Origin of the sequence: Gilliamella sp. Pas-s25 (assembly GCF_009795885.1) — a bacterium.
GTDB lineage: Bacteria > Pseudomonadota > Gammaproteobacteria > Enterobacterales > Orbaceae > Gilliamella.
Genome location: NZ_WTEV01000002.1, coordinates 71,094 through 95,342 on the forward strand (window position 1 = coordinate 71,094; position 24,249 = coordinate 95,342).

General features: G+C 36.0%; 20 protein-coding genes and 4 tRNA genes. 4 read left to right on the plus strand and 20 right to left on the minus strand.

What is annotated here, in order from left to right; translation table 11 throughout:
• Positions 1 to 17: 17 nt before the first annotated feature.
• The 9 genes from galE to mazG all read right to left on the minus strand — a co-directional run bounded on the left by galE (position 18) and on the right by mazG (position 9,534).
• Positions 18 to 1,034 carry a UDP-glucose 4-epimerase GalE gene (gene galE, locus GQ593_RS01330; RefSeq protein WP_160430280.1) on the minus strand — a complete coding sequence of 339 codons (1,017 nt, stop codon included), beginning with the start codon at positions 1,032 to 1,034 and terminating at the stop codon, positions 18 to 20.
• Positions 1,035 to 1,076: 42 nt separating this feature from the next.
• Positions 1,077 to 2,351 (minus strand): MFS transporter, encoded by a 1,275-nt coding sequence (locus tag GQ593_RS01335; protein WP_160430281.1) that lies wholly within the window; start codon positions 2,349 to 2,351, stop codon positions 1,077 to 1,079.
• A gap of 537 nt (positions 2,352 to 2,888) precedes the next feature.
• Positions 2,889 to 4,052, minus strand: coding sequence for a histidine-type phosphatase (locus tag GQ593_RS01340; RefSeq protein WP_160430282.1), 1,164 nt, complete (start codon positions 4,050 to 4,052; stop codon positions 2,889 to 2,891).
• Positions 4,049 to 4,774 (minus strand): oxygen-insensitive NADPH nitroreductase, encoded by a 726-nt coding sequence (gene nfsA, locus GQ593_RS01345; protein ID WP_160430283.1) that lies wholly within the window; start codon positions 4,772 to 4,774, stop codon positions 4,049 to 4,051. Before nfsA ends, GQ593_RS01340 begins: the two co-directional genes overlap by 4 nt.
• An 18-nt stretch (positions 4,775 to 4,792) precedes the next feature.
• Positions 4,793 to 5,494 carry a tRNA (guanosine(46)-N7)-methyltransferase TrmB gene (gene trmB / locus GQ593_RS01350; protein ID WP_160430284.1) on the minus strand — a complete coding sequence of 234 codons (702 nt, stop codon included), beginning with the start codon at positions 5,492 to 5,494 and terminating at the stop codon, positions 4,793 to 4,795.
• A gap of 783 nt (positions 5,495 to 6,277) precedes the next feature.
• Positions 6,278 to 6,814, minus strand: a complete 537-nt coding sequence (locus GQ593_RS01355) for a hypothetical protein (protein ID WP_160430285.1) — start codon at positions 6,812 to 6,814, stop codon at positions 6,278 to 6,280.
• Positions 6,815 to 7,533: 719 nt separating this feature from the next.
• Positions 7,534 to 8,226, minus strand: coding sequence for a glutathione S-transferase N-terminal domain-containing protein (locus GQ593_RS01360; protein WP_202115327.1), 693 nt, complete (start codon positions 8,224 to 8,226; stop codon positions 7,534 to 7,536).
• Between the two features lie 71 nt (positions 8,227 to 8,297).
• Positions 8,298 to 8,738, minus strand: coding sequence for a hypothetical protein (locus GQ593_RS01365; RefSeq protein WP_160430286.1), 441 nt, complete (start codon positions 8,736 to 8,738; stop codon positions 8,298 to 8,300).
• Positions 8,731 to 9,534 carry a nucleoside triphosphate pyrophosphohydrolase gene (gene mazG / locus GQ593_RS01370; protein ID WP_202115328.1) on the minus strand — a complete coding sequence of 268 codons (804 nt, stop codon included), beginning with the start codon at positions 9,532 to 9,534 and terminating at the stop codon, positions 8,731 to 8,733. Before mazG ends, GQ593_RS01365 begins: the two co-directional genes overlap by 8 nt.
• Before the next feature lie 224 nt (positions 9,535 to 9,758).
• Between mazG and GQ593_RS01375 the strand changes: the two genes are divergently transcribed.
• Complete coding sequence (locus GQ593_RS01375) at positions 9,759 to 11,762, plus strand: OPT family oligopeptide transporter (RefSeq protein ID WP_160430288.1); 2,004 nt, start codon at positions 9,759 to 9,761, stop codon at positions 11,760 to 11,762.
• Between the two features lie 146 nt (positions 11,763 to 11,908).
• Positions 11,909 to 13,831 carry an ABC transporter ATP-binding protein gene (locus tag GQ593_RS01380; protein WP_160430289.1) on the plus strand — a complete coding sequence of 641 codons (1,923 nt, stop codon included), beginning with the start codon at positions 11,909 to 11,911 and terminating at the stop codon, positions 13,829 to 13,831.
• Positions 13,832 to 13,898: 67 nt separating this feature from the next.
• Here the strand turns inward: GQ593_RS01380 and GQ593_RS01385 are convergent, their stop codons facing one another.
• The 10 genes from GQ593_RS01385 to tcdA form a co-directional block, all read right to left on the minus strand.
• A complete protein-coding gene (locus tag GQ593_RS01385; protein WP_160430290.1) occupies positions 13,899 to 14,303 on the minus strand; it encodes a hypothetical protein in 405 nt (134 codons plus the stop codon).
• Between the two features lie 363 nt (positions 14,304 to 14,666).
• Positions 14,667 to 15,215, minus strand: a complete 549-nt coding sequence (gene nusG / locus GQ593_RS01390; RefSeq protein ID WP_085248546.1) for a transcription termination/antitermination protein NusG — start codon at positions 15,213 to 15,215, stop codon at positions 14,667 to 14,669.
• Position 15,216: 1 nt separating this feature from the next.
• Positions 15,217 to 15,618: a preprotein translocase subunit SecE gene (gene secE, locus GQ593_RS01395; protein ID WP_160430291.1), complete on the minus strand. Its 402-nt coding sequence runs from the start codon at positions 15,616 to 15,618 to the stop codon at positions 15,217 to 15,219.
• 133 nt (positions 15,619 to 15,751) lie between these two features.
• Positions 15,752 to 16,936 carry an elongation factor Tu gene (gene tuf, locus GQ593_RS01400; protein WP_065582082.1) on the minus strand — a complete coding sequence of 395 codons (1,185 nt, stop codon included), beginning with the start codon at positions 16,934 to 16,936 and terminating at the stop codon, positions 15,752 to 15,754.
• A 183-nt stretch (positions 16,937 to 17,119) separates the two neighbouring features.
• Positions 17,120 to 17,195: transfer RNA gene (locus GQ593_RS01405), tRNA-Thr, on the minus strand.
• Positions 17,196 to 17,198: 3 nt separating this feature from the next.
• Positions 17,199 to 17,273, minus strand: a tRNA-Gly gene (locus tag GQ593_RS01410).
• A 55-nt stretch (positions 17,274 to 17,328) separates the two neighbouring features.
• A tRNA-Tyr gene (locus tag GQ593_RS01415) sits at positions 17,329 to 17,413 on the minus strand.
• A gap of 33 nt (positions 17,414 to 17,446) precedes the next feature.
• Positions 17,447 to 17,522, minus strand: a tRNA-Thr gene (locus GQ593_RS01420).
• Positions 17,523 to 17,674: 152 nt separating this feature from the next.
• The gene (adhE, locus tag GQ593_RS01425) at positions 17,675 to 20,371 is read right to left on the minus strand and encodes a bifunctional acetaldehyde-CoA/alcohol dehydrogenase (protein ID WP_160430292.1); all 2,697 of its coding nucleotides are present in this window, start codon (positions 20,369 to 20,371) and stop codon (positions 17,675 to 17,677) included.
• A gap of 305 nt (positions 20,372 to 20,676) precedes the next feature.
• Positions 20,677 to 21,471: a tRNA cyclic N6-threonylcarbamoyladenosine(37) synthase TcdA gene (gene tcdA / locus GQ593_RS01430; protein WP_160430293.1), complete on the minus strand. Its 795-nt coding sequence runs from the start codon at positions 21,469 to 21,471 to the stop codon at positions 20,677 to 20,679.
• 284 nt (positions 21,472 to 21,755) lie between these two features.
• Here tcdA and GQ593_RS01435 point away from each other — a divergent pair, with 284 nt between their 5' ends.
• Both GQ593_RS01435 and dhaL read left to right on the plus strand, forming a co-directional pair.
• A complete protein-coding gene (locus GQ593_RS01435; RefSeq protein ID WP_160430294.1) occupies positions 21,756 to 22,760 on the plus strand; it encodes a dihydroxyacetone kinase subunit DhaK in 1,005 nt (334 codons plus the stop codon).
• Position 22,761: 1 nt separating this feature from the next.
• The gene (gene dhaL / locus GQ593_RS01440; protein WP_160402815.1) at positions 22,762 to 23,391 is read left to right on the plus strand and encodes a dihydroxyacetone kinase subunit DhaL; all 630 of its coding nucleotides are present in this window, start codon (positions 22,762 to 22,764) and stop codon (positions 23,389 to 23,391) included.
• 170 nt (positions 23,392 to 23,561) lie between these two features.
• On the opposite strand, the gene GQ593_RS01445 is transcribed toward dhaL, so the two are convergent.
• Positions 23,562 to 24,230 carry a class II aldolase/adducin family protein gene (locus GQ593_RS01445; RefSeq protein ID WP_160430295.1) on the minus strand — a complete coding sequence of 223 codons (669 nt, stop codon included), beginning with the start codon at positions 24,228 to 24,230 and terminating at the stop codon, positions 23,562 to 23,564.
• Between the last annotated feature and the right edge of the window lie 19 nt (positions 24,231 to 24,249).

Sequence of the window (24,249 nt, forward strand, 5' to 3'; positions counted from 1 at the left end):
ATTATTTAACTTATTTGTTAATCAGGATAACCTTGGGGGTTATTTGATTGCCAATTCCATGAGTCTTTTACCATGTCATCAAGCGTAAGTTTGGTTTTCCAACCTAATATTTGCTCAGCTTTTTTAGCATCGGCCCAAAATGCGGGTAAATCTCCTGCTCGTCTTGATGCAAAGTGCCAATTAAGTGGTTTTCCGGACGCTTTTTCAAATGCTTTAATGACTTGTAATACGCTATAACCTATACCTGAACCCAAGTTATAAATATGTACACCAGCTTTGTTATGATCGGCTTTGAGTGCTGCTATATGCCCATCAGCTAAATCAACAACATGTATAAAATCACGAACACAAGTGCCATCATTTGTTGGATAATCATTGCCAAAAACCGCTAATGATTCTCGCTTGCCTACAGCAACTTGAGTAATATAAGGCATAAGATTATTGGGAATACCAAGAGGATCTTCACCCATTAATCCGCTTGGGTGTGCGCCAACAGGGTTAAAATAGCGTAGTAAAGTCAATGACCAATCCGGTTCAGCAATGGCTAGATCCATAATACATTGCTCTACCATTAATTTACTTTTTCCATATGGGCTAGTTGGCAAACCTTGTGGTAAGGTTTCAACATAAGGTACAGGAGCGAGTTCACCATAAACAGTGGCCGATGAGCTAAACACTAACTGTTTAACACCAGCAGCACGCATTGCTTTCATCAGTACTATACTGCCGTAGACGTTGTTTTCATAATATTCAAGCGGTTTATGTACCGATTCGCCGACAGCTTTTAGACCAGCAAAATGAATAACCGCTTTAATGTCATGTTCTGAAAAAATTTTAGTTAATAGTTTTTGATCGCACACATCACCTTGATAAAAAATGACAGGTTGACCAGTAATTTTTTGTATTCTATCTAGCACTGATGCTTTACTGTTAAACAAATTATCAATAATAATGGGGGTGTAGCCTGATTGAATCAGTTGAACACAAGTATGACTTCCTATATATCCGCAGCCACCAGTTACTAATATTTTCATAATAAAACCTTTATCTAATGTAATTGTTATAGTGAGCGTCTGTTAATCTTCAGATTCTTCACTGTTCTTATTTTTCCATAGATCCCATGGTCCTCGCCCAGATAATGTGAAAGAAGAAATCAACGTAAAACTAAATGCGATCAAACCAAGGGCTAAATATGCTCCTTCAAAGCCTATTTTAACATACATTAGTCCCGCAAAAATGGACATAAACATGATAGATAATTGTTTTGCAAAACAAAATGCAATTAAGTAAACGGTTGCCGATAAGCGAATAGGAAAGTGTTTAGTAATATATTTAAAAGCGCCAACAAGTAGTAAAGGTGCTTCGAACATATGCAAAGTTTTGAGTATAACAACTTCAACTGCTGAGCTAGCAAATGCCGATCCTGTAATACGAATAGACATAATAGTGCCCGCAACAAGTAATGTATTTTTACTGCCAATTTTCTTTACAATCAGTGGTGCAAAAAACATAACCGTCGCATTTAAAAACTCACCAAGCGTTGTGACATAACCGAATGCTTCTCGACCGGCTTGTTCACTAGAAAAAAATGAGGTAAAAAAGTTAGCAAATTGTTGATCAAATACATCATAAGTACAGGCAACGCCAATAATGTATAGCATAAAAAACCAGGTTTTGCGCATTTTTAGCAAATTAATGGCAAGTTTTAAATTAAATGGTTCAGGTTTATTTAGCCCCATTTGCTCAACAACTTCAGTCGTTGTTGTTTTTGCAGGATCAGCAATTTTGACTAAAAATAAAAGAATCAATGCAAATCCTGAACATAACCAGTAAACAGCATTGACATTTTTAGAAATCATAATGCCCACAAATGAAGCACAAATTGCCCAACCAAAACAACCAAACATACGGCTACGACCAAACTCGAACCCACTGCGTCGGCTGATTTTTTCAACAAGTGCCTCAATGGCTGGTGCCCCACCACTAAATACCATACCAAGATAAAATCCACCAACAATTGCTCCCAAGGTAACATTAAATTGAAGTAATGGTCCCAAAACGAAGATAAAAAATGGACCAAATAGCACAAGAAGTAGTGTGATAGCCCAAAGAAGATGTTTCTTTAACCCTAATTTGTCAGACATTAATCCAAACAAAGGTTGGAAAAAAAGCGCAAATAATGAAATAAATGAAAAAACATACCCAGTATCTGCCTCATTGAGGCCATTCATTTTCAACCAAACAGGGAAGAAAGGAAAATAAGCTCCCATAATAAAAAAGTACAAAAAGAAGTAGAGGCTAAATACCCAATAATTCTTATTATTTAGTGATGACTTAATTTTTTGATTCATAATGAACGTCCTTTGCTAGGCTTTAAATGATTACACTATCATTTAGAAATCGTTTACATTTTGATGCACAAGCCAGTGATTTATTTGACGTGATAATAGCACTAAAAAAAGTTGAAAAAAGTGATCTTGGTAACACTTTATGAAATCGATTACAATTAATAATTAATTTTATTTTGTAAAAAAGTTTCAGGTAACTATGCGTTTTAGTCTAAACACAATGCTTTATTAAAATAATTTTTTTAATTAATAAGCTAAATTGATTAAAAATAAGGTTTATAGGGTGACTCCGAACTAATTTAAGTAGTTAGATAAAGACTTGTATTGGAATCGATTACATTATGATATTTGTTTTATTTACCATATTGTAGTTTTATCTTATTAAAATAAGAAAAAAGCTAATATTTATATTGAAACACATAGTTACCTGAATTTTTTTTGACAAAATAATTTTTATAAAAGCGTTATTCCAACTTTTTATGATGATAATCGTACCCGAAATCCACCATGATAGGCGGAATCAGGTAATCTAATGGTTAATTATTTAGTCTTGATAGATTCCATTCGTTCTTCAAAATCTGACCAATCATAATAACCATCACGATTAACAGAAGCATTTTCCAGATAAAGCTGATAGTGTTGTGCCGGATTATTGGCATCAAGTACTTCGCCGTTATGGAGTTGTTCAAAGCTTTGATAAATATATTCGGCTTTAAAGAAATATTCACCCGTAGGTAAGTGACGAAAACGCTGTAAAGCCACTTTCCCACCGATGGGAGTTGTTTCAAATTGATTGGGTAATCGATAGTCTTTAAAGTTTAATATGCCAAGTAATGCTGCAATGGTACTATCGTGCCCAACCAGTAGATCCACTTTATTATCTTTGTGCATAAGATCGCTTATCATATTAATGAGGAGCGTTGCAGAATGTTTGGCAAGTGTTTTAGAATGGAAAACTAAATTAATATATTGATTACGAATTTCTATAAGTTGTTGCCACTGTTCTTGGCTAGTTAGCCGGCCCCATGCGATTTGTTCTTTTGGAAAGGCTGAATAGTACTGTAATAAAAATGCATCAACGGCTGAAATCCCTATTGCTAGCGGTCCAAGCAGTGCTGGTTCTTGGTGTTTCTTAAAATAGAGTTCTGATGGAATATCGGCAAAATTACATTGATATTTTGCATATAACTTGGAATTTTTATAATCTAAAATATCGGAAAGAATTTTATAAGCGGGCGCTAGAGTTTTAAAGATGTTGCTTGCTTTGTCAGCTTCATCAATATCACGTAATACGGCATGTTTAAATTCGGGTGAATCGTCTTGTAAACTAGGATCGAAGATCGGATCCATTTTTTCAATCGGGTATTTATGGTGAATAGGAATATCATATCCAGCAAAGGCACCTGTTATCAAAAATTGAGCCGTCGCGACGGTTCTTTGCAAGCTGTTAGCATATACAAACAATTCAGTATTATGTGTTGATAATCTTATATTGTTTTTTTCAAGCCAAGTTGCTAAATAGCGACCAAAATAGGCCTCTAATACACCACCACGCGTGGTTAAATAACCATAAGGGTGATCCCACTTTGGCCATTTAAAGTGAGTGACTTTCTCTAAAAATTGTAACGTGTTTTGTAATGGGGTGCGAATACCATGACGGCTAAGTATAACGACTTTATCTAATTGATATTGGTTATTGTTCATTTCGTGATCCATCCTTGTTTGTGCAAATAATTTAGAATAAAATTGCGTTGCTCATTATTTATTGTATTAGCAATTTTATCACTCCAACCACCGACTTTTTGATAAGTACTGCGGGTTTTATAGTAATCATCCATTTGAGCATCATACTTTTTCAAAATAGCCTGATCAATCGGTTGATAGTGATTTTCAAAAAACACTAGCTCTTTTGGTAATCTTGGTTTTAGTTCTGGATGATGATCGGGGTAACCAAGGCAAAGCCCAAAAAGTGGCAGGACATATTTCGGTAACTCAAGTAATTGCGTGACTTTATCAAGATTATTGCGCAAACCACCAATATACACAGCACCTAATCCTAATGATTCGGCTGCGGTTACGGCATTTTGCGCCATAATTGCTGTATCAACACAGCCCAATAATAGCTGCTCTGCTTTGCCAAGATTAAGTTTTGGATCAATTTGATAATGGCGATTAAAATCGGCGCAAAACACCCAAAATTCAGGTGCTTGGATAACATACTGTTGATCGCCTGCATAATGAGCTAGTTTTTCGCGTTTGCTGGGGTCGGTAATACGAATAATTGTTGAACATTGAATAAAATTAGAACTAGAAGCCGACTGTGCTGCGCTAATAATTAAAGCTATTTGCTCTTGAGTTAAGCTAATTTCTTTATAAGCACGAATAGAGCGATGCCGACAAAGTAGATCGATCGTTTCGTTTTGCATAGTGGCTCCTTAGCATCATTATTTGTTTACAAATTGGAGATCCCAAACGCCATGACCTAAATTCTGACCTCGTTTTTCAAATTTGGTAATTGGTCTATCATCAGGTCTTGGAATGTAATTGCCACTTGGTGATAAGTTTTCAAAACCTTCTGCTTGGGTTAAAACCTCTAACATATGTTCAGCATAATGTTGCCAATCCGTTGCTAGGTGCAAAATACCACCTAATTTTAATTTTTGCCGAATTAGCTGTACAAATTGGGGCTGAATAATACGGCGTTTGTTATGTCTGGCTTTATGCCAAGGATCAGGAAAAAAGATTTGCACTTTGTCTAGTGAATGATCTGGGATCATATTTTCTAATACTTCAACAGCATCATGGCACATCACTTTCAAGTTTGATAATTGGTTTTCTTCAATCGCCATTAAACAAGCACCCACCCCAGGCTTATGCACTTCGATTCCTAAAAAGTTTTTATTAGGTGCATTTTTGGCCATTTCAATTAAAGAAGCCCCCATCCCAAACCCAATTTCAAGGACTAGCGGTTTGTTAGCATCAAAACAAATAGGTGCATGTGCATCATATTCAATACCAAATATAGGCCATAAGTTTATTAAAGCTTGTTCTTGACCTTTTGTTAAACGGCCTTGTCGTAAAACAAAACTACGAATGGCTCTTTTTGATTTAATATTTTCGTTATCTGAGTTTAATTGTTGGTTCATTAAGTTATCTACTTTGGTTACGGAATTTATTAAAGCTAATTAATATTTTTTTGCTAGTTTACTCGATTTTGCGTTCACCACAAAAGCATCTTACAGGCAAATTTTTTTAATTAATGATTTATTAAAATATATCAAATATTTTGCTATCAGATTACTGACAAACCTCAACATCATTCGGAAATTATTTTTTGCACAAATGGGCTTTTTAATTTAGATTTTATAAATTAGACTAACAAACAAGCTAAACCACGATGATAATGCTCATTATTTACACTAAGTCAGATAAGAATAGCAATAAATCAATACGAGATCTATCCCTCAACCAGTAGCAAATAACAAATAAGTGAGGTATAGCGACCAATATCAACTACAGTAGCATTAAAGCCAAACGTCTTTTTATTGGATTTTAGATTAAAATTCTAAAAAGTTGTCAAAAACTTTCAGATAACTATGTGTTTTAGTATAAAAGCAATAGAGAAATTCTAAATAATGTTCCTGACAGCATATTACTTATACATAAAAGATAAAGGATATTATAGATGCTATTGTCCATTACAATATTTATTGCTGGTACATGTTTGTTGCTTTTACTGTAGCTTCTTTGATTTAGTTAATGACAATATTTTTTTAATTAACAACTAGTTATTATTAAAAATGATATGTAGCAAAACGCCGAGTTATTTACACGGTTAAAATAATCCATCAAAAACTCATAAGCCAGTTTACTCGAAATCGCTGCATGTGGTTTAACAGCGCTATCGTCGTTAATAAAATAACTCAAGTTTAAGCAAGTTCTTCATTGACTACTTCTAACTCATCTTCATTTTTATCAATTAATAAAATATATAGCCAATCAAAACCATCATGCTGTAAGTTTTGCCACGTTATTCTACGATCATCAATCAGTATTACATGACCATTTTCATCAAAGTCAAAATCTTCTTTTTCTTCTTCATAATCAATACTGTATCCAATCGCTAGTTTTATTCTTGACGCAGGAACATCAAGTTTAGTAAGTGGCCTATTCTTTTTCTCTTCTTTAGAGTGACCGTCACAAAACATCCCATTATATCCGTATTCTGTGGCATCAAACAGCAATATTTCTTCTTTGCTTTCAATGGATTTTGCAATAACTTTCATGTTGCAAAATGTTGGTTCTGTTCCAGTAATATAGCCATTGTATAATTCACCATAATAGTAAATCTCGAACCATTGTTCTTTATTTGATGATTGGATATACAAAGATGTTAGCCCATTATAATCAGGGTCATTTTCTTTAATATCTACTGCGTATTTTTGTAAATAAGTAGGTATTTTCATTTCATTTCTCCCAATAGTTGTTTATCTTGATAATTTTTTAATTATATATCAGCATCTATGCCAATTCACTAATTGCAGGAATTACGCGCGTTGATTACCTTAATTTGCAAAATGGCTATAATGCGTAGACATAACGCCGTATCTCAAACAAGCAATATAGTGCGCTTATTTCATAAAGAAAAATCACCATCACCGATTTGGCTAGCCACTTTACGGTCAGTTGCCCAACCATTTATCGCACCGAAGGACCTAATGAGACATTAAATAGCACGATTCCCATTGAATATAAAACACGAGAACAGATAGCGTCATTTTATAGATAAGCTGTATGCTCACTATCGGGCATTGACACAACCATTCACTTTTTAAGCTAAATTTTTGTAAAAAATATTCAGGATTCTATACCGTTTGGTAATGAATAGCCATTTCACAGTATCCCATTTTTTAAAACGTGTGATAATCATTGTATCAATTAAAAAATCACGAAACACATCAGTCTTCAAATAAATGAGTAAGCGGAAATGTGCTACGAACTTTAATAGAGATGAAGCATAATCAGCAAATGGTTAGCTATTTAAAAAATAGAAAACTAAAAATTTAAGCAATTTTCATCATGAAGTATAAACTACCTAAAGTGTTCCTCATGAAAATGATAGTATAGTTTCAAATATCCGAAGCTACTATCACACAACTACTTGAAATATCAAAGAACGTGTTAATTACCTATGTAGACGATAAGGTTCATCCATTACAATAAAGTCTTTTTCTTGCATTGCGCCATTTATCCATTCTTTGATGCTATTAGTTTGACAAATAGTGTCAATGTAGTTGGCTAACGTTGCCGATGTTTTAATACCAAAATTTTTGAGTCTTAAGCACATTGGCGCATAGAAAGCATCAGCAAGAGTAAACTCACCAAATAAGTAGTTAGATTGAGATGAATTAAGACTTAAGAAAGAAGATAACAATTCATCAAGATGAGAAATTTCGTTTTTAACATCAGCATGATCGCGTAAAATGATTTGCCCTATTTCGAAAAGCTCCGCTTCAATATTCATCGGTAAATGGTTACGTATTGCCGGAAACCCTGAATGCATTTTAGCCACTAAACTTCGAGCGATAGCTCTTTTTTTAGTATCTGTCGGCCATAAAGCTAAGTTGGTATGTTTTTCAGCCAAGTATTCACAAATAGCCAAAGAATCAGATATAACCACATCATTATCAACTAAAATGGGGACTGTTCCATATTTCGATATTGCAGATACGGTTGCTTTAAAAGTAGAATTATCGTCAAAGTTATCAAATCGAATAAGCTGTTCATCAAAAGGGATGCCAAAATGCTTCATTGCAACCCAAGGTCGCATAGACCATGTTGAGTAGTTTTTATTGCCTATATAAAGTTTGTAACTCACGTCCAACCTCCATTTAATTTAATAACATAATGGATAATTCATATTTATCTGTTTTCGTCGTTTTGTTTTTATTACAAATAAACCACATGCTTGCCTTTTTCTGGCTGAAAAGTCGCTTTACCAAATTCATCTAAGAAATAGGCAATATGATCGGCTTTATCGCCCACTAAACGCCCTTTTACTTTGTTCCATGTCATAAGTACTATCATGGCATCAGGTTCACAGCAAATTAACATGGGTTGCTCAAAATCTTCGTTCCAATAAAATTCACCTCCGTATAATTTATGGGCAGTGAGTAATAAATAACATCCGTATTCTTGCGATATCATGTTGAGTTGTTCTTCTGATATGCTGAAGTTCTTTTCAGCCAGTTCACTAATGATCATTTCAACAACCGTAATGCTTTTTTCTGAGTAGTCGAGCTGATTAATACTCCAAGTAGGGCTGTTTAAAATGGCATTTTGTGCCCATGCTTCGATTTCTTGATACAATTCGTTTTTTTGTTCAGTCATGATGAGTTACTTCACTATTAGGGTTAATTTGTTCTAGTTGTTTAACACTTTGCCACGCGTCTTCCATTTGTTCAAGCGTTGCATCAGTCAAAGCCAGATTTTTTTGTTTAAGTATCGATTCTACTTGCTGAAATCGCCGAGTAAATTTTTTATTAGCTTGCTGTAAGCAGAGTTCAGATTTAACCTTTAAATGCCTAGCTAAATTGACGGTCGCAAACAGTAAATCACCTAACTCTTCTTCAATTTTTTGTGGATCTTGTTTGGTTCGTTCTAATTCTTGCTCAACTTCACCAACTTCCTCTTTAACTTTATCAAGCACAGGTTTTATATCATGCCAATCAAAACCAACCGAAGCACAACGCTTTTGAATTTTTTCAGCTTGCATTAAGGCGGGTATTGCTTGGGGAATATCATCGAGCAATGAGTATTGTGCTTTTTGATCGCGCTCTTTTTGTTTAAGTTGTTCCCAGTTAGGTTTTTCTACCTTATTTTTGGTAAAAATATGGGGATGACGATACACTAACTTATCAGCAACCGCTAAACAGATCTCATCTAAATCAAAGCTTCCTTGTTCTTCGGCTAAATCAGCATAAAAAACAATATGAAATAGTAAATCACCCAGTTCTTTTTTTAGCTCATCCATATCTTGTTTATCAATGGCATCAAGTACTTCGTACGTTTCTTCTAATGTATATGATTTTAAAGATGCAAAAGTTTGAACTCGATCCCATTCACAACCATTAACAGGATCACGAAGTTGTTTGATAATTGCTTGTAAGCGCTGTAATGCGTTCAAAATATCCCCCACAAATAAGTAATTGATCAGCGTCATTGTAAAGGTTTCATAACAAAACGGTTATTTTTTTAAAGGTTAATAGCAATATATTTTGATGTTATTGCTAATTATTTCACCAAAAGCAATGATAAAAGCTACTAAAATGTAGCTATTTACGGAACTTCTAGCCGATAAATACTAATTAAGTATATAATACTCCCTTATTAAATTAACTTTATTGATATATGAATAATTTACGTGAACTTACTTTAAGAGGCACCATTCTTGGAGCTTTTATTACTGTCATTTTTACTGCATCGAATGTTTATCTTGGTTTAAAAGTGGGATTAACGTTTTCATCTGCAATTCCTGCTGCAGTAATTTCAATGGCAATATTGAAACTGTTTTCTGGATCAACTATTTTAGAAAATAATATGGTGCAAACTCAGGCATCGGCAGCAGGCACATTATCTTCCATTATTTTTGTGCTTCCGGGTTTGTTAATGATTGGTTACTGGCAAAACTTTCCCTTTTGGCTAACCTTTGCAATATGTGCCGCTGGTGGAATGCTTGGGGTTTTATTTTCAATCCCATTACGACATGTCATGGTCGTTAAAAGCAATTTGCCTTATCCTGAGGGAGTGGCTGCTGCTGAAATTTTGAAGGCAGGATCTAAAACCGATAATAAAGAAGCTAATGATGGCTTAAAGGATATTTTATTTGGTGGCGTGATTGCATCCACTGTTAGCCTTTTTACTAATGGTTTTCGTGCGTTATCTGAAAGTACTGCTTATTGGTTTACCGCTGGCAAATCCATTTTTCAACTTCCTATGGGATTTTCGTTAGCGTTACTAAGTGCAGGTTATTTGATTGGGATTATGTCTGGCATCGCTATTTTAATTGGAACCATTATTGGTTGGGTATTTGGCGTTCCAATTTTAAGTGCAATGACCGATTATGATACTAGTCTGCCTTTATCTAAAGTTGCAATGGGATTTTGGGCAAAAGATATACGCTTTATTGGAGCGGGAGTCATTGCTATTGCAGCGGTTTGGACACTACTGACATTAATCAAACCGATGATTGAAGGTTTAAAAATATCATTTAAAAGTATACGTTCAGATGTGTCTGGCAATGATATTGCATCAACCGAGCGAGATTTATCACCTAAAGCTATTTTATTAATTATGGGTGGTATGTTAGTTATTTTATTAGTGACTTTTTATAGCTTCATTGCCGATAGTGGATTATCAGCAGGCATGGCTTGGACATTAGTTTTTTGCGCTGTATTATTTGCTTTTATTATGGGCTTTTTAGTGGCTGCCGCGTGTGGTTATATGGCAGGACTTGTTGGCTCATCAGCAAGCCCAATATCAGGAATAGCAATTGTTGCTGTAGTTGTCATTTCATTAATCTTATTGGGCTTAGGCGAAGCGAATGGTATGCTATCTTCCATTGAAGGTTCTAATTTTGCAACCGCACTTGCACTCTTTACTACCAGCGCTGTATTAGCAATAGCTTGTATTTCAAATGATAATCTACAAGACTTAAAAACAGGTTATTTAGTTAATGCTACCCCATGGAAGCAACAAGTGGCATTATTACTTGGCTGTGTTGTTGGTGCCATTGTTATTGCGCCTATTTTAGAGATTTTATATAACGCTTACGGTTTTACTGGCGCTTTACCTCGTTCTGATATGGATGCAACTCAAGTTTTGGCAGCACCACAAGCAACACTGATGACAACAATTGCTAAAGGTATTTTTGCCCATCAACTTGACTGGACAATGATTTTAATAGGGCTTGCTTTAGGGGCTGTTATTATTATTATTGATTTAATTCTTGCCAAAAATAAATTTAACTTTCGCATACCAGCTCTTGCTGTTGGGTTAGGTATTTATTTACCGCCAAGCATTACAACACCGATTATTATTGGTACTTTTTTATCATGGATACTTAAACGTAATGCGTACAAAAGAGCTCTAGCGCAAAATTTAGATCCACAAGAACAATACCAAAAAGTTGATCGTAAAGCGGCGCTAATTGCATCGGGCTTGATTGTTGGCGAGAGCTTAGTTGGCGTGTTATTGGCTATTGTAATTGTGATTAGCATCACCAATGGCGGAAACGATGCCCCACTTGCAATACCGCTTGATTTAGGTATGTTACCTCAACTTTTAGGTCTCTTTGTTTTTGTTGGTATATGTACGTTCTTTATTCGTCGTGCTTTATCAGCAATAAAAAAATAGTCCTGTGAATAATTAAATTTAAGCCCTTTTTGTTTTAACAAAGGGCTTTTTTGTTTAAATTGATTGTTTTATAACGTCCCTGATTTTGGATGATTAAAACAATTTTTATTAACCTATTTTATTTTGAATATATAGACAAAAATATCATGATAGTTTTTGATTCAATCCAAGTGCGCCGAGGCGTTAACTTACTTTTAGATAATGCTTCAGCAACCATTAATCCTCAACAAAAAGTGGGGTTAGTGGGTAAAAATGGTTGTGGAAAATCGACGCTCTTTTCACTAATTAAAGGTGAAATTCAAGCTGATGCTGGCACGTTAAATATACCATCGCAATGGCAACTCGCTTGGGTCAATCAAGAAACACCCGCGTTAGATATTCCTGCGATTGAATATGCTATTGATGGCGATCGTGAATATCGTCAATTGGAAAAGCAATTAAATTTTGCCAATGAGCAAAATAATGGTCAGCAAATTGCGATTATTCATGAAAAGCTTGATACCATTGATGCTTGGACAATTCGCGCTCGAGCGGCAACCTTACTACATGGTCTTGGTTTTTCTAATGAGCAATTAATGTTACCAGTTAAATCCTATTCTGGTGGTTGGCGAATGCGATTAAATTTGGCTCAGGCATTAATGTGTCGTTCTGATTTATTATTGCTTGATGAACCAACCAACCATCTTGATTTAGATGCTGTCATTTGGCTTGAAAAATGGTTAAGTAACTACCCAGGAACGCTGATTTTAATCTCTCACGATCGTGATTTTTTAGATCCGTTAGTCAATAAAATTATTCATATTGAACAAAAAAGTTTATTTGAATATACGGGCAATTATTCCTCCTTTGAGATCCAACGTTCAACTAAACTTGCTCAACAACAGTCTCTTTATGAAAGCCAACAACTCAAAGTTGCACACTTACAAAATTATATCGATCGCTTTAGAGCCAAAGCAACAAAAGCTAAACAGGCACAAAGCCGTATAAAAATGTTAGAAAGAATGGAACTGATTGCACCTGCACATGTTGATAATCCATTTCATTTTAATTTTAAGCCATCAGAATTCTTACCAAGCCCTTTGTTAATGATGGAAAAAGTTGTAGCGGGTTACGATGATAAAATTATACTAGAAAAAATTAAGCTTAATTTAGTTCCAGGCTCGCGCATTGGCTTATTAGGGCGCAATGGTGCTGGGAAATCAACGCTTATTAAATTACTCGCCGGAGAACTTGCACCTAAAGAAGGACATATTAATCTCGCTAAAGGTGTTCAATTAGGCTATTTTGCTCAACATCAATTAGAATATCTACGCCCCGATGAGTCACCACTTTGGCATTTAACGCAACTTGCCGAACCGAAAAATACAGAGCAAGAACTGCGTAATTATTTAGGTGGATTTGATTTTCAGGGAGATAAAGTCGCCGAGCCAGTTAAAACTTTCTCGGGTGGCGAAAAGGCGCGACTTGTTTTAGCTTTAATTGTCTGGCAAAAACCAAATCTTCTTTTATTAGACGAGCCAACCAATCATTTAGACTTAGATATGCGACAAGCGTTGACTGAAGCGCTAATTGATTTTGATGGTGCATTAGTTGTGGTCTCACATGATCGCCATTTACTACGTTCGACCACCGATGAATTCTATTTAGTCCATGATCATAAAGTTGAACCATTTGACGGCGATCTTGATGATTATCAAAAATGGTTAGCCGAAGCACAAAAAAATGATAACCAATCAAATGACGAAATAAATTCACCCAAAAAAGAAAATACAAGTAATACATCAGCTCAAGATCGTAAAGAGCAAAAACGTAAACAAGCTGAATTACGTGCACAAATGCAGCCAATAAAAAAACAGTTACAAAAAGAAGAACAGATGCTTGATAAATTAACCCATCAATTAAAGCAAATTGAAGAACAACTGTCTGATCCTGCAATCTATGATGCGAGCAAAAAAAACGAACTTACAACTTTGTTACTAGAGCAAAGCCAACTTAAAAATCAATTAGAAGAAACAGAACTACAATGGTTAGAATTACAACAACAGCTGGAATCGTTTAATTTAGATTAAATTGATCATTTCGATTAAGAGGCTTGAGGTAATGGCTATCCATTGTCTATAAGCCAGCTATTTAAATTCATAGGTTATCCTCGCCAATGTTATCGACGATATCATAGATGTACATTTTTGCCTGTTCAAAATCATATCCCTCAATACCAAAAACGGATGTGCAAGATATCATACCTTCAAGTATTAACATAATTAGGCAAGATGCTTGTTCACATGACTTTGTGCCTCCTAGACATTCAAAAATCCTATCTTGAATCCACTTTTTATGTTCACTAACAATAGCGCATATTTCTTCGCTTTTATTGTTATATTCAGACTTGGCTCGTACAAACATACAACCGCGGTAATTATCATTCTTAAACCATTTTATATGCCATGAAATAATTGCATTGATTTTGTCTTTTTTCTCAGAAAAAACAGCGATAACATCTGTAAGTGATTTTTTAAAACAATCATTCCGCCTAAGTAACACTTTACTTACAAGCTATAGGTTCGGTTTTATTAGTCATGGTTGCTTTAATAGTTAATAATATAGCAATCGAAGCACGTTGGCCTAACTATTGGTTGGGATATCACTTTGATATGGGTAAAAGAATAAAAAAATCTAAAAAAGAATAGATTGCCTGTATTATATTAATAATAAATTAAATTATGATCCTATAGTGGTTTTATCTACCTTGGCGACTCACTTTGATTAAATATATTAGAAACAGAACTATTATTCTCAAATTCTCGAAAGGCATTATATTTATTTTATAAAAGAAAAACCACAAGATAGGCTCTTGTGGTTTTGTAAAAGATACTGCTAATTCAGTGAAAAAACTATATCAAAAGATTAGCTTTTCTCCACTTGACTAAAATCAAGCTCTACAGGCGTTGAACGTCCAAAAATAGAAACGGATACTTTTAAGCGGCTTTTTTCGTAGTCAACTTCTTCAACAACGCCGTTAAAGTCAGCAAATGGACCTTCGTTAACACGAACAAGTTCACCTGGCTCAAACAAGGTTTTAGGACGCGGTTTATCACCAACTTGTTGCAAACGGTTCATGATAGCATCAACTTCGCGTTGGCTAATAGGTGCTGGTCTATCAGACGTACCACCAATAAAGCCCATTGTTCTTGGCACACTTTTCACTAAATGCCAAGTTGCATCATTCATCATCATTTCAACTAATACATAACCAGGGAAAAATTTTCGTTCACTTTTACGACGTTGACCACTTTTCATTTCAACGACTTCTTCGGTTGGCACTAATACTTCACCAAATGCATCTTCCATATTATGCAATTTGATATATTCACGTAATGATTGTGCAACACGCGCTTCGTAACCAGAATAAGCTTGAATAACATACCATCGTTTTTGTTGTTGTGTTTCACTCATATTAACGCCCTATTGAAGTTAAATAAAAGACTATTGAACGAAATAAAGAATCCATTCCCCAAAGCGACAAGCCAACAATAATGGTAATCACCGCAATTAATAAAGTTGTTTGACCTGTTTCTTTGCGCGTAGGCCATACCACTTTTCTTAACTCTTTTCGGGATTCTTGTAAAAATACAAAGAACGCTTTGCCTTTATTTGTTGTGAACGCAATGAACAAAGTTAATAGGGAAACGACTACAACCGCAATAGTCCGAACGATTGTATTAGGTTGATAAATATCATTAGGTTTAGCAAAATAAAAATTTCCCCAAACAACAAACGCAATCAATACTAGAACTAAAATCCATTTTGTTTTGTCTAGAATAATATTTGTATCTTGACTCTCGTTACTTACTAGCATATAAAACCTATGATTATGTTGTGTATAATAATATCTATTTTCCAAAATGCTCTTTCAAAAAAGCATTTTGCTAAACAGACTAGATAAGAAAGGGCATCAATCGATACCCTCTCTATGGTCGCTAATGCTTGAATTACTTAATAACTTTAGCAACAACACCAGCACCAACAGTACGACCACCTTCACGAATCGCAAAACGTAAACCTTCTGCCATCGCGATTGGGTGAATTAATGATACTGTCATTTTGATGTTATCACCAGGCATTACCATTTCTACGCCTTCTGGTAATTCGATAGTACCTGTTACGTCAGTTGTACGGAAGTAGAACTGTGGACGGTAACCTTTAAAGAATGGAGTATGACGACCACCTTCATCTTTGCTTAAGATATACACTTCTGATTCAAAATCAGTATGTGGTGTAATTGAACCTGGTTTTGCAAGTACTTGACCACGTTCGATTTCTTCACGTTTTGTACCACGTAGTAATACACCAACGTTTTCACCCGCACGACCTTCGTCAAGTAATTTACGGAACATTTCAACACCAGTACAAGTGGTTTTAGTTGTCGGTTTGATACCCACGATTTCAACTTCTTCACCAACTTTGATAACACCGCGTTCAACACGACCTGTTACTACTGTACCACGACCTGAAATTGAGAATACATCTTCAATTGGTAATAGGAATGGTTTATCAATATCACGCTCTGGTTCTGGAATATAGCTGTCTAATGCTTCAGCTAATTCAACAATTTTGTCTTCCCATGCTGCTTCGCCTTCTAACGCTTTTAGCGCTGAACCACGAATCACTGGTGTATCATCACCTGGGAAATCATATTGAGATAGAAGTTCACGTACTTCCATTTCAACTAATTCTAATAACTCTTCGTCATCAACCATATCACATTTGTTTAAAAATACGATGATGTAAGGAACACCTACTTGACGACCTAAAAGAATGTGCTCACGAGTTTGTGGCATAGGACCATCAGTTGCTGCTACAACCAAGATAGCACCGTCCATTTGTGCCGCACCAGTGATCATGTTTTTAACATAGTCAGCATGGCCCGGGCAGTCTACGTGTGCGTAGTGACGAGTTGGTGTGTCATATTCAACGTGTGAAGTGTTGATGGTGATACCACGTGCTTTTTCTTCTGGTGCGTTATCGATTTGATCGAATGCACGCGCTTGACCGCCGTATTTTTTAGCAAGTACAGAAGTAATTGCCGCAGTTAAAGTTGTTTTACCGTGGTCAACGTGGCCGATTGTACCAACGTTAACGTGGGGTTTTGTACGTTCAAATTTTTCTTTAGACATCGATTGTCCCTCAAATGTAATACAAATCGGTGGTGATTCACCACATTAACCAAGTATCATATTTAATATCAACATAATACTAACTTAAAATTAGCTCTGAATGATAACAGATAAAGCTATCTAGTGACAAGCATTAAAGCAGGCAAATTCGATATTTTTAGAAGTTTAGGAAATTAACAAGAATGGTGCTGATAGGCAGATTTGAACTGCCGACCTCACCCTTACCAAGGGTGCGCTCTACCAACTGAGCTATATCAGCAATTGGAGCGGGCAGCGGGAATCGAACCCGCATCATCAGCTTGGAAGGCTGAGGTAATAGCCATTATACGATGCCCGCATGTTCAAACTCGGCTACCTAAATGCTTCAATTAGCTATTGCTAATATTAGATGATGGTGGTGGGGGAAGGATTCGAACCTTCGAAGTGTGACACGGCAGATTTACAGTCTGCTCCCTTTGGCCGCTCGGGAACCCCACCCCGAATCTTTATAAATTTGTCTACTTAGGAAAATGGTGCCGGCTGCCGGAATCGAACTGGCGACCTACTGATTACAAGTCAGTTGCTCTACCTACTGAGCTAAGCCGGCCTAAGTGCTGCGCATTATGGACTAGAATATTTAACCTTGCAAGCAAAAAAAACAAATTTTATTTTGTTTGCTTAAAAAAAAATCAAAAACATAAAAAAGGCCTGAAACATAAGCTATTTCAGACCTTTTTTTAATCAAAAAATTAATTTATATTATTTCTTTTTAGCAACTTTTTTCTTAGGGGTCTCAGCACCTTTTGCTGCGGTATGTACAGCAACATCCTCACTAATGTCCCCTTTGTCCTGATATGCACGACCATAATAGGTATCAAGCAGAATTTGTTTTAACTCTGCAATTAAAGGATAGCGAGGATTAGCGCCTGTACATTGGTCATCAAAGGCATCAACCGCTAATTGATCGACTTGAGCCAAGAAAGTTTTTTCATCCACACCAAATTCTTTGATAGAAAATGGGATATCAAGATCTTTTCTAAGTTGATCTAACCAACCAATTAATTTCTCGACTTTCTTCTCATCTTTATCAGTAGCTGCGGTTAAACCTAAATGATCGGCAACTTCTGCATAACGGATAATTGCTTTTGGATAACCGTATTGGCTAAATGTGCCTTGCTTAGTTGGTTTGTCAGTTGCATTAAAACGCACCACATTACTAATTAACATCGCATTTGCCACACCATGTGGAATATGGAAAGCAGCACCAATTTTATGCGCCATTGAGTGACAAACACCAAGGAATGCCTGAGCAAAAGCAACACCCGCTAAGGTCGCTGCACTATGTACTTTTTCTCGGGCAACAGGATTTTTAGCACCTTCCCGATAACTTGTAGGTAGATAAGTTTTAAGTATGCTTAGAGCTTGTAATGCTTGTCCATCAGAAAACTCACTAGCCATGACTGATACATAAGCTTCTAATGCATGCGTCACGGCATCATAACCACCTGCCGCACAAAGTGAGCGAGGCATATTCATCACTAAATTAGCATCAACAATAGCCATGTGTGGCGTAATTGCATAATCGGCTAATGGATATTTTTGCCCCGTTGCATCATCAGTAACAACAGCAAATGGCGTCACTTCAGAACCAGTTCCTGATGTCGTTGTTACACAAATTAATTTTGCCCTTTGCCCCATATTAGGGAAGTGGCAAGCACGTTTACGGATATCCATAAAGCGCAATGCTAATTCTTCGAATTTGGTTTCAGGATGCTCATATAAAACCCACATGATTTTAGCCGCATCCATTGGTGAACCACCACCTAATGCAATGATAGTATCAGGTTGGAACGCACGCATAGAATCCGTTCCTTTATGCACAACACTTAAAGTCGGATCTGCTTCTACATCAAAGAAAGTTTCGCAAATAACACCTTGCGCTTCTAATTGATCAGTGATTTGTTTTGAGTAGCCGTTATTAAATAAAAATTTATCTGTTACCAAAAATACACGCTTTGCACCTTGCTCAACCACTTCATTTAAAGCAACAGGTAGTGAGCCACGTTTAAAATAGATAGAACTTGGTAATTTATGCCACAACATATTTTCTGCTCTCTTAGCGATTGTTTTCTTATTGATTAAGTGCTTCGGTCCAACATTTTCAGATACCGAGTTTCCACCCCAAGAGCCACATCCTAAAGTTAAAGATGGCGCTAAATCAAAATTATACAAATCACCAATACCACCATGAGCCGCTGGTTGGTTAATTAAAATGCGGCAAGTTTTCATTTTACTACCAAAATAAGCAATACGTTCACGGTTGCTATCTTGATCTGTGTAAAGAACAGAAGTATGCCCCATACCGCCCATTTCAACTAATTTTTCCGCTTTATCAACCGCTTCAGTAAAATCTTTCGCTTTAAACATAGCAAGGGTTGGTGAGAGTTTTTCATGAGCAAATGGCTCAGATAAATCAACTTTACTCACTTCGCCGACAAGCACTTTCGAACCAGCTGGCACTTTAAAACCTGCCATTTCAGCAATTTTTGTTGCTGGTTGACCAACAATATTGGCATTTAATGCGCCTTTATCGTTTAAAATAATGCCTTGTACTGCTTTGGTTTCTTTAGCATTTAAAACATATGCGCCATATTGGGTTAATAAACGGCGCACTTCATCATATACAGAATCAACCACGACAATAGCTTGTTCTGAAGCACAAATCATACCATTATCAAAGGTTTTAGACATAAGTACAGAAGCCACAGCTCGTTTTAAATCTGCTGTTTCATCGATAACAACAGGCGTATTACCGGCTCCAACACCTAATGCTGGTTTACCAGAACTATAAGCAGCTTTAACCATACCCGGTCCGCCCGTTGCTAAAATAGCTGCCACATTATCGTGATGCATTAATGCATTTGATAATTCGATAGATGGTTCATCAATCCAACCAATAATATCTTTTGGTGCACCGGCTTTTATTGCCGCATCTAACACAATTCGAGCAGCTTCAATCGTCGATTTTTTGGCTCTAGGATGTGGAGAGAAGACAATTGCGTTACGTGTTTTTAGACTAATTAAGGATTTGAAAATTGCGGTAGAAGTTGGATTAGTGGTAGGAACAATTCCACAAATAATACCAAGTGGTTCTGCTATAGTAATAGTACCAAATGGTTCATTCTCTGCCACGACGCCACATGTCTTATCGTGACGATATTTATTTAAAATATACTCAGCAGCAAAAAGATTTTTTATGACTTTATCTTCAACAATTCCCATTCCTGACTCAGCAACAGCTTGCTGTGCAAGAGGGATACGTGCAGCGGCAGCGGCGGTTGCTGCTGCCACAAAGATTTTGTCAACTTGCTCTTGAGTATAAGTTGAATAAGTCTCCTGTGCTTTTTTGACTCGAGCCATTAACTCATTTAACTCATTCATATTAGTTACTGCCATAGATTTCTCCTTGAAATTAAAAAATAAATCGGGATCGTTTGGCGTCTTCCATGAAACTATTTAATGCTTAAGCATAATAACAAAACGAAATTGACGTTATCGTAAATCAGATTTTTACTTTATACAATAATATATTGCATAAAAAAAGCATGTTAATAAAAGTAACTAATTGATTTATGCTTTGAGCTACTGAAAAAGAAAAGAAGTCATTAGGCAGTAAACAAAAGGGTAACTACTTGTAATAAATAAGTAGTTATCTTTTAATACGATTTGTGATGAAGAAAAAAGTGATTAGTTCTAAAAAGTTATACGTTACACAATTTATTTAACACATAACTAACGGCCACAAAACCAAAGGTAGCAGTAACTGTTGTAATTGCTCCAAACCCCGATTCACAGTCCATTTTTTTAGGTCCTTCAGCATCACTTTTTGTAAAACATATTTGCCCGTTTTTAGCTGGATACGTTAATTGTTCAGTCGAAAATACACAAGCAATGGCATATTTACCTTTACTATCTTTATTTAATTTATAATTATGCTTTAGCTTTTCACGTAATTTCGCTGCTAATGGATCTTGAATAGTTTTGGCTAAATCAGCAATTTTAATTTGTGTTGGATCTTTTTGCCCACCAGCCCCGCCAATGGTAATTACTTTTAATTTTTGTCGCTTACAATATGCAAGTACCGCTGCTTTATCATTTACACTATCAATTGCATCGATAATATAGTTATACCGTGGTGATTGCTTTGTTCCCAAATATTCGCCGACATTATCTATATTAATAAAATCATCAATTTCATTCACCACACATTCAGGATTAATTTGTAAAATACGCTCTGCCATCACTGAAGTTTTAGCTTTACCTATATTAGATTTTAAGGCATGAATTTGACGATTAGTATTTGTCACGCATACATCATCCATATCAATTAAGGTAATTTGACCAATACCACTACGCGCCAGTGACTCTGCAACCCAAGATCCCACACCGCCAACACCAATTACACAAATATGCGCTTGCGAAAAGCGTTGCAAAGCCGACTGACCATAAAGCCTTGCAACACCACTAAAACGTTGAAGATAAGATTCTGTATTCATAGACAATGATTAATGGTGCTTATACTCAAACACCTACTCTCCTGAAACTTTTTCACAAATTATAACTGCAATATTATTTTATAAACAAGTTATTAATAAGTATTAGTGATACTATACCTTTTCAAGAATAAAACACTAAATTTCTAGCTCTCATAAAGATCAACTAAATCATCCCGATGATGCGCAATAAGTAGGATACTATTTGTCATTAATTGTATTCGTTTGAGTTATTAATTTTCCCTACAATAAAACGTTGTTAACTATAATTAAAGAGGAAATAAAGAATGCGCAAACCTAAAAAACTACTTAATGATCCCAATAATGTCAGACAAGAAGTCATGCAGGGATTGATCTATGCCTATCAGGGTAGATTAACTGCAATTTCTGAGCATTGTGCCGTTTATGGTAACCATATTGCCAGCGATCAAGTAGTTATTGTCTCAGGTGGTGGTAGTGGTCACGAACCAACCTTTGCAGGATTTATTGGTAAAGGCGGAATTGATGGCTGTGCAATTGGCGAAGTTTTCACATCGCCATCTCCAGATCAAATTATTGAAGTAACCAAAGCTATAGAAAAAGGAAAAGGCGTACTATTTTTGTTTGGCAACTATTCTGGTGACGGAATGAATTTTGATATTGCAGCCGAAATATTAGAAGAAGAAAATGTTGTCATCAAAACGATTCGAGCAACAGATGATATTGCCTCGGCACCATTATCTAAGATTTCTGATCGCCGTGGCGTTGCTGGTATTATGTTTTTATACAAAATTGCGGGGGCTGCCGCACAATTTGAAAAATACGACCTTGAAAATCTCTACCAAGTTGTATCAAAAGCAAACAACAATGTGCGTACCATAGGTGTCGCCCTAGATGGATGTGCATTACCTCAATCAAATCATTTCAATTTTGAATTAGATGATAACGAAATTGAAATTGGTATTGGTATTCATGGTGAAGCTGGATTGCGTCGACAAGCTATAACATCATCTGATGAAGTTGTTAAAGAGATGATAGACAGCCTGTGTGATGATTTACCGTTTAAAAAAGGCGACCGCGTGTGTGTATTAATTAATAATTTAGGCGCACTGAGTAACGCCGAACTGTTCATTGTAACACGTAAAGTCGGTATTGAGCTGGATACACGCGGCATAATCAGCCACGATGTCGTTGTTGGCCATTTTTGTACATCCCTTGAAATGTCTGGTTTTTCAATTAGCTTAATGAAATTAGATGAAGAATTACAACATCTTTATGATTTACCTTGCCAAACACTAGGATGGAGAAAATAGAATGAATTTATTACAAGTTCGTAAAATGATGTTATTTACCGCCCAAAAAATGATCGAAAGTGAACCAACATTAACCGCTTTAGATCAATTAGTGGGCGATGGCGATCACGGCATCGGTATGAAACGTGGATTTACGGCTATCATGGTGCTACTACAAGACGAAAAATTTCAACCAACTAATATAGGTGATTTTTTTACGCAAATTGGTACAAAATTAATGATAAGTATGGGCGGAGCTTCTGGTGCTATTTTTGGTACTTTATTTAGAGCGGGCGGAAAAAGTATTACAGGCGTAACAGAGTTTGATTCTGATACATTATCAAAGCTCCTTAACGAAGGTTGGCAGGCAGTCTATCAACGCGGAAAAGCCAAACCAGGGGATAAGACTATGGTTGATGCCTTAGCCGCTAGTGCAACAACCGCAAGTCAATTAACATCTTCGAAGTTAATCGATGCGCTCCCTAAAATAGCACAATCTGCTATGGAAGGCGCAGAAAAAACGAAACAGATGATCGCTGTATTTGGACGAACTAAAAATTTAGGCGAACGCGCAATTGGTCACATGGATCCGGGAGCGGCTTCAATGGCGTATATCTTAAAATATATGAATGAATATATCCAAACCCAATAAAACAATAAATCCGCCGATATCATCGGCGGACATCATCATTGCAATATCGATAAAAGAATATTCTAAGTATTATTGATAAAATGTCTAAGTATTCAAACAACATCTAATTTTTTAAAATAAAATTTTTTACTGATTCACTATTTTTCTATTAATTGACTAAAATTAATAGACTAAAAATTATTTTTAAACTTAATTTGCGAAGGATACGCCCAGCTTTGTAACTCCTCTGGCGGAAACCCTCCGGGATCTTTGCCCCCATTAATCAGTAGAGCGTGATAGTAAATTTCAGCCATTTCTTCAATATATGCAGCTTTTAATACAGCTTCATAAGGGTCTTTGTCTACGGCAATAGCACCATGCTTTTCCATTAAAATGGCATCAGCTCGTTTTATGGGTTCTATAACGCTATTTGAAAGGTCTGGAGTACCTGGTCGTCCATAGGGTGCAACAGGAATCACACCATCTTTTAAATTAAGAATTGCACACTCATAAACAACGGCAGGAATAGGTTTTGCTAATACAGCAAATGACGTTGCAAAAATAGAATGCGTGTGTGAAATAGCAAAAACATCTGGACGAGCTTTATAAATCTCAAGATGCATTAAACACTCACTGGTTGGTCTCAATCCGGAATCGGCTTCAATAACGTTAGCATCAAGATCCATCACAACAATATCCCGAATTGTTAACAACTTTTTATCAATTGTTGTTGGCGTGACCAGAACATACCCCGAATCTTTATCACGAACACTAGAATTACCTGCTTTATGTTTACAAAGCCCCCACTCACTCGATTTTTTAGCCATATCGACCACATATTGTTTTTGTATCTCTAGCATTTTATAGCTCCTATTTTGA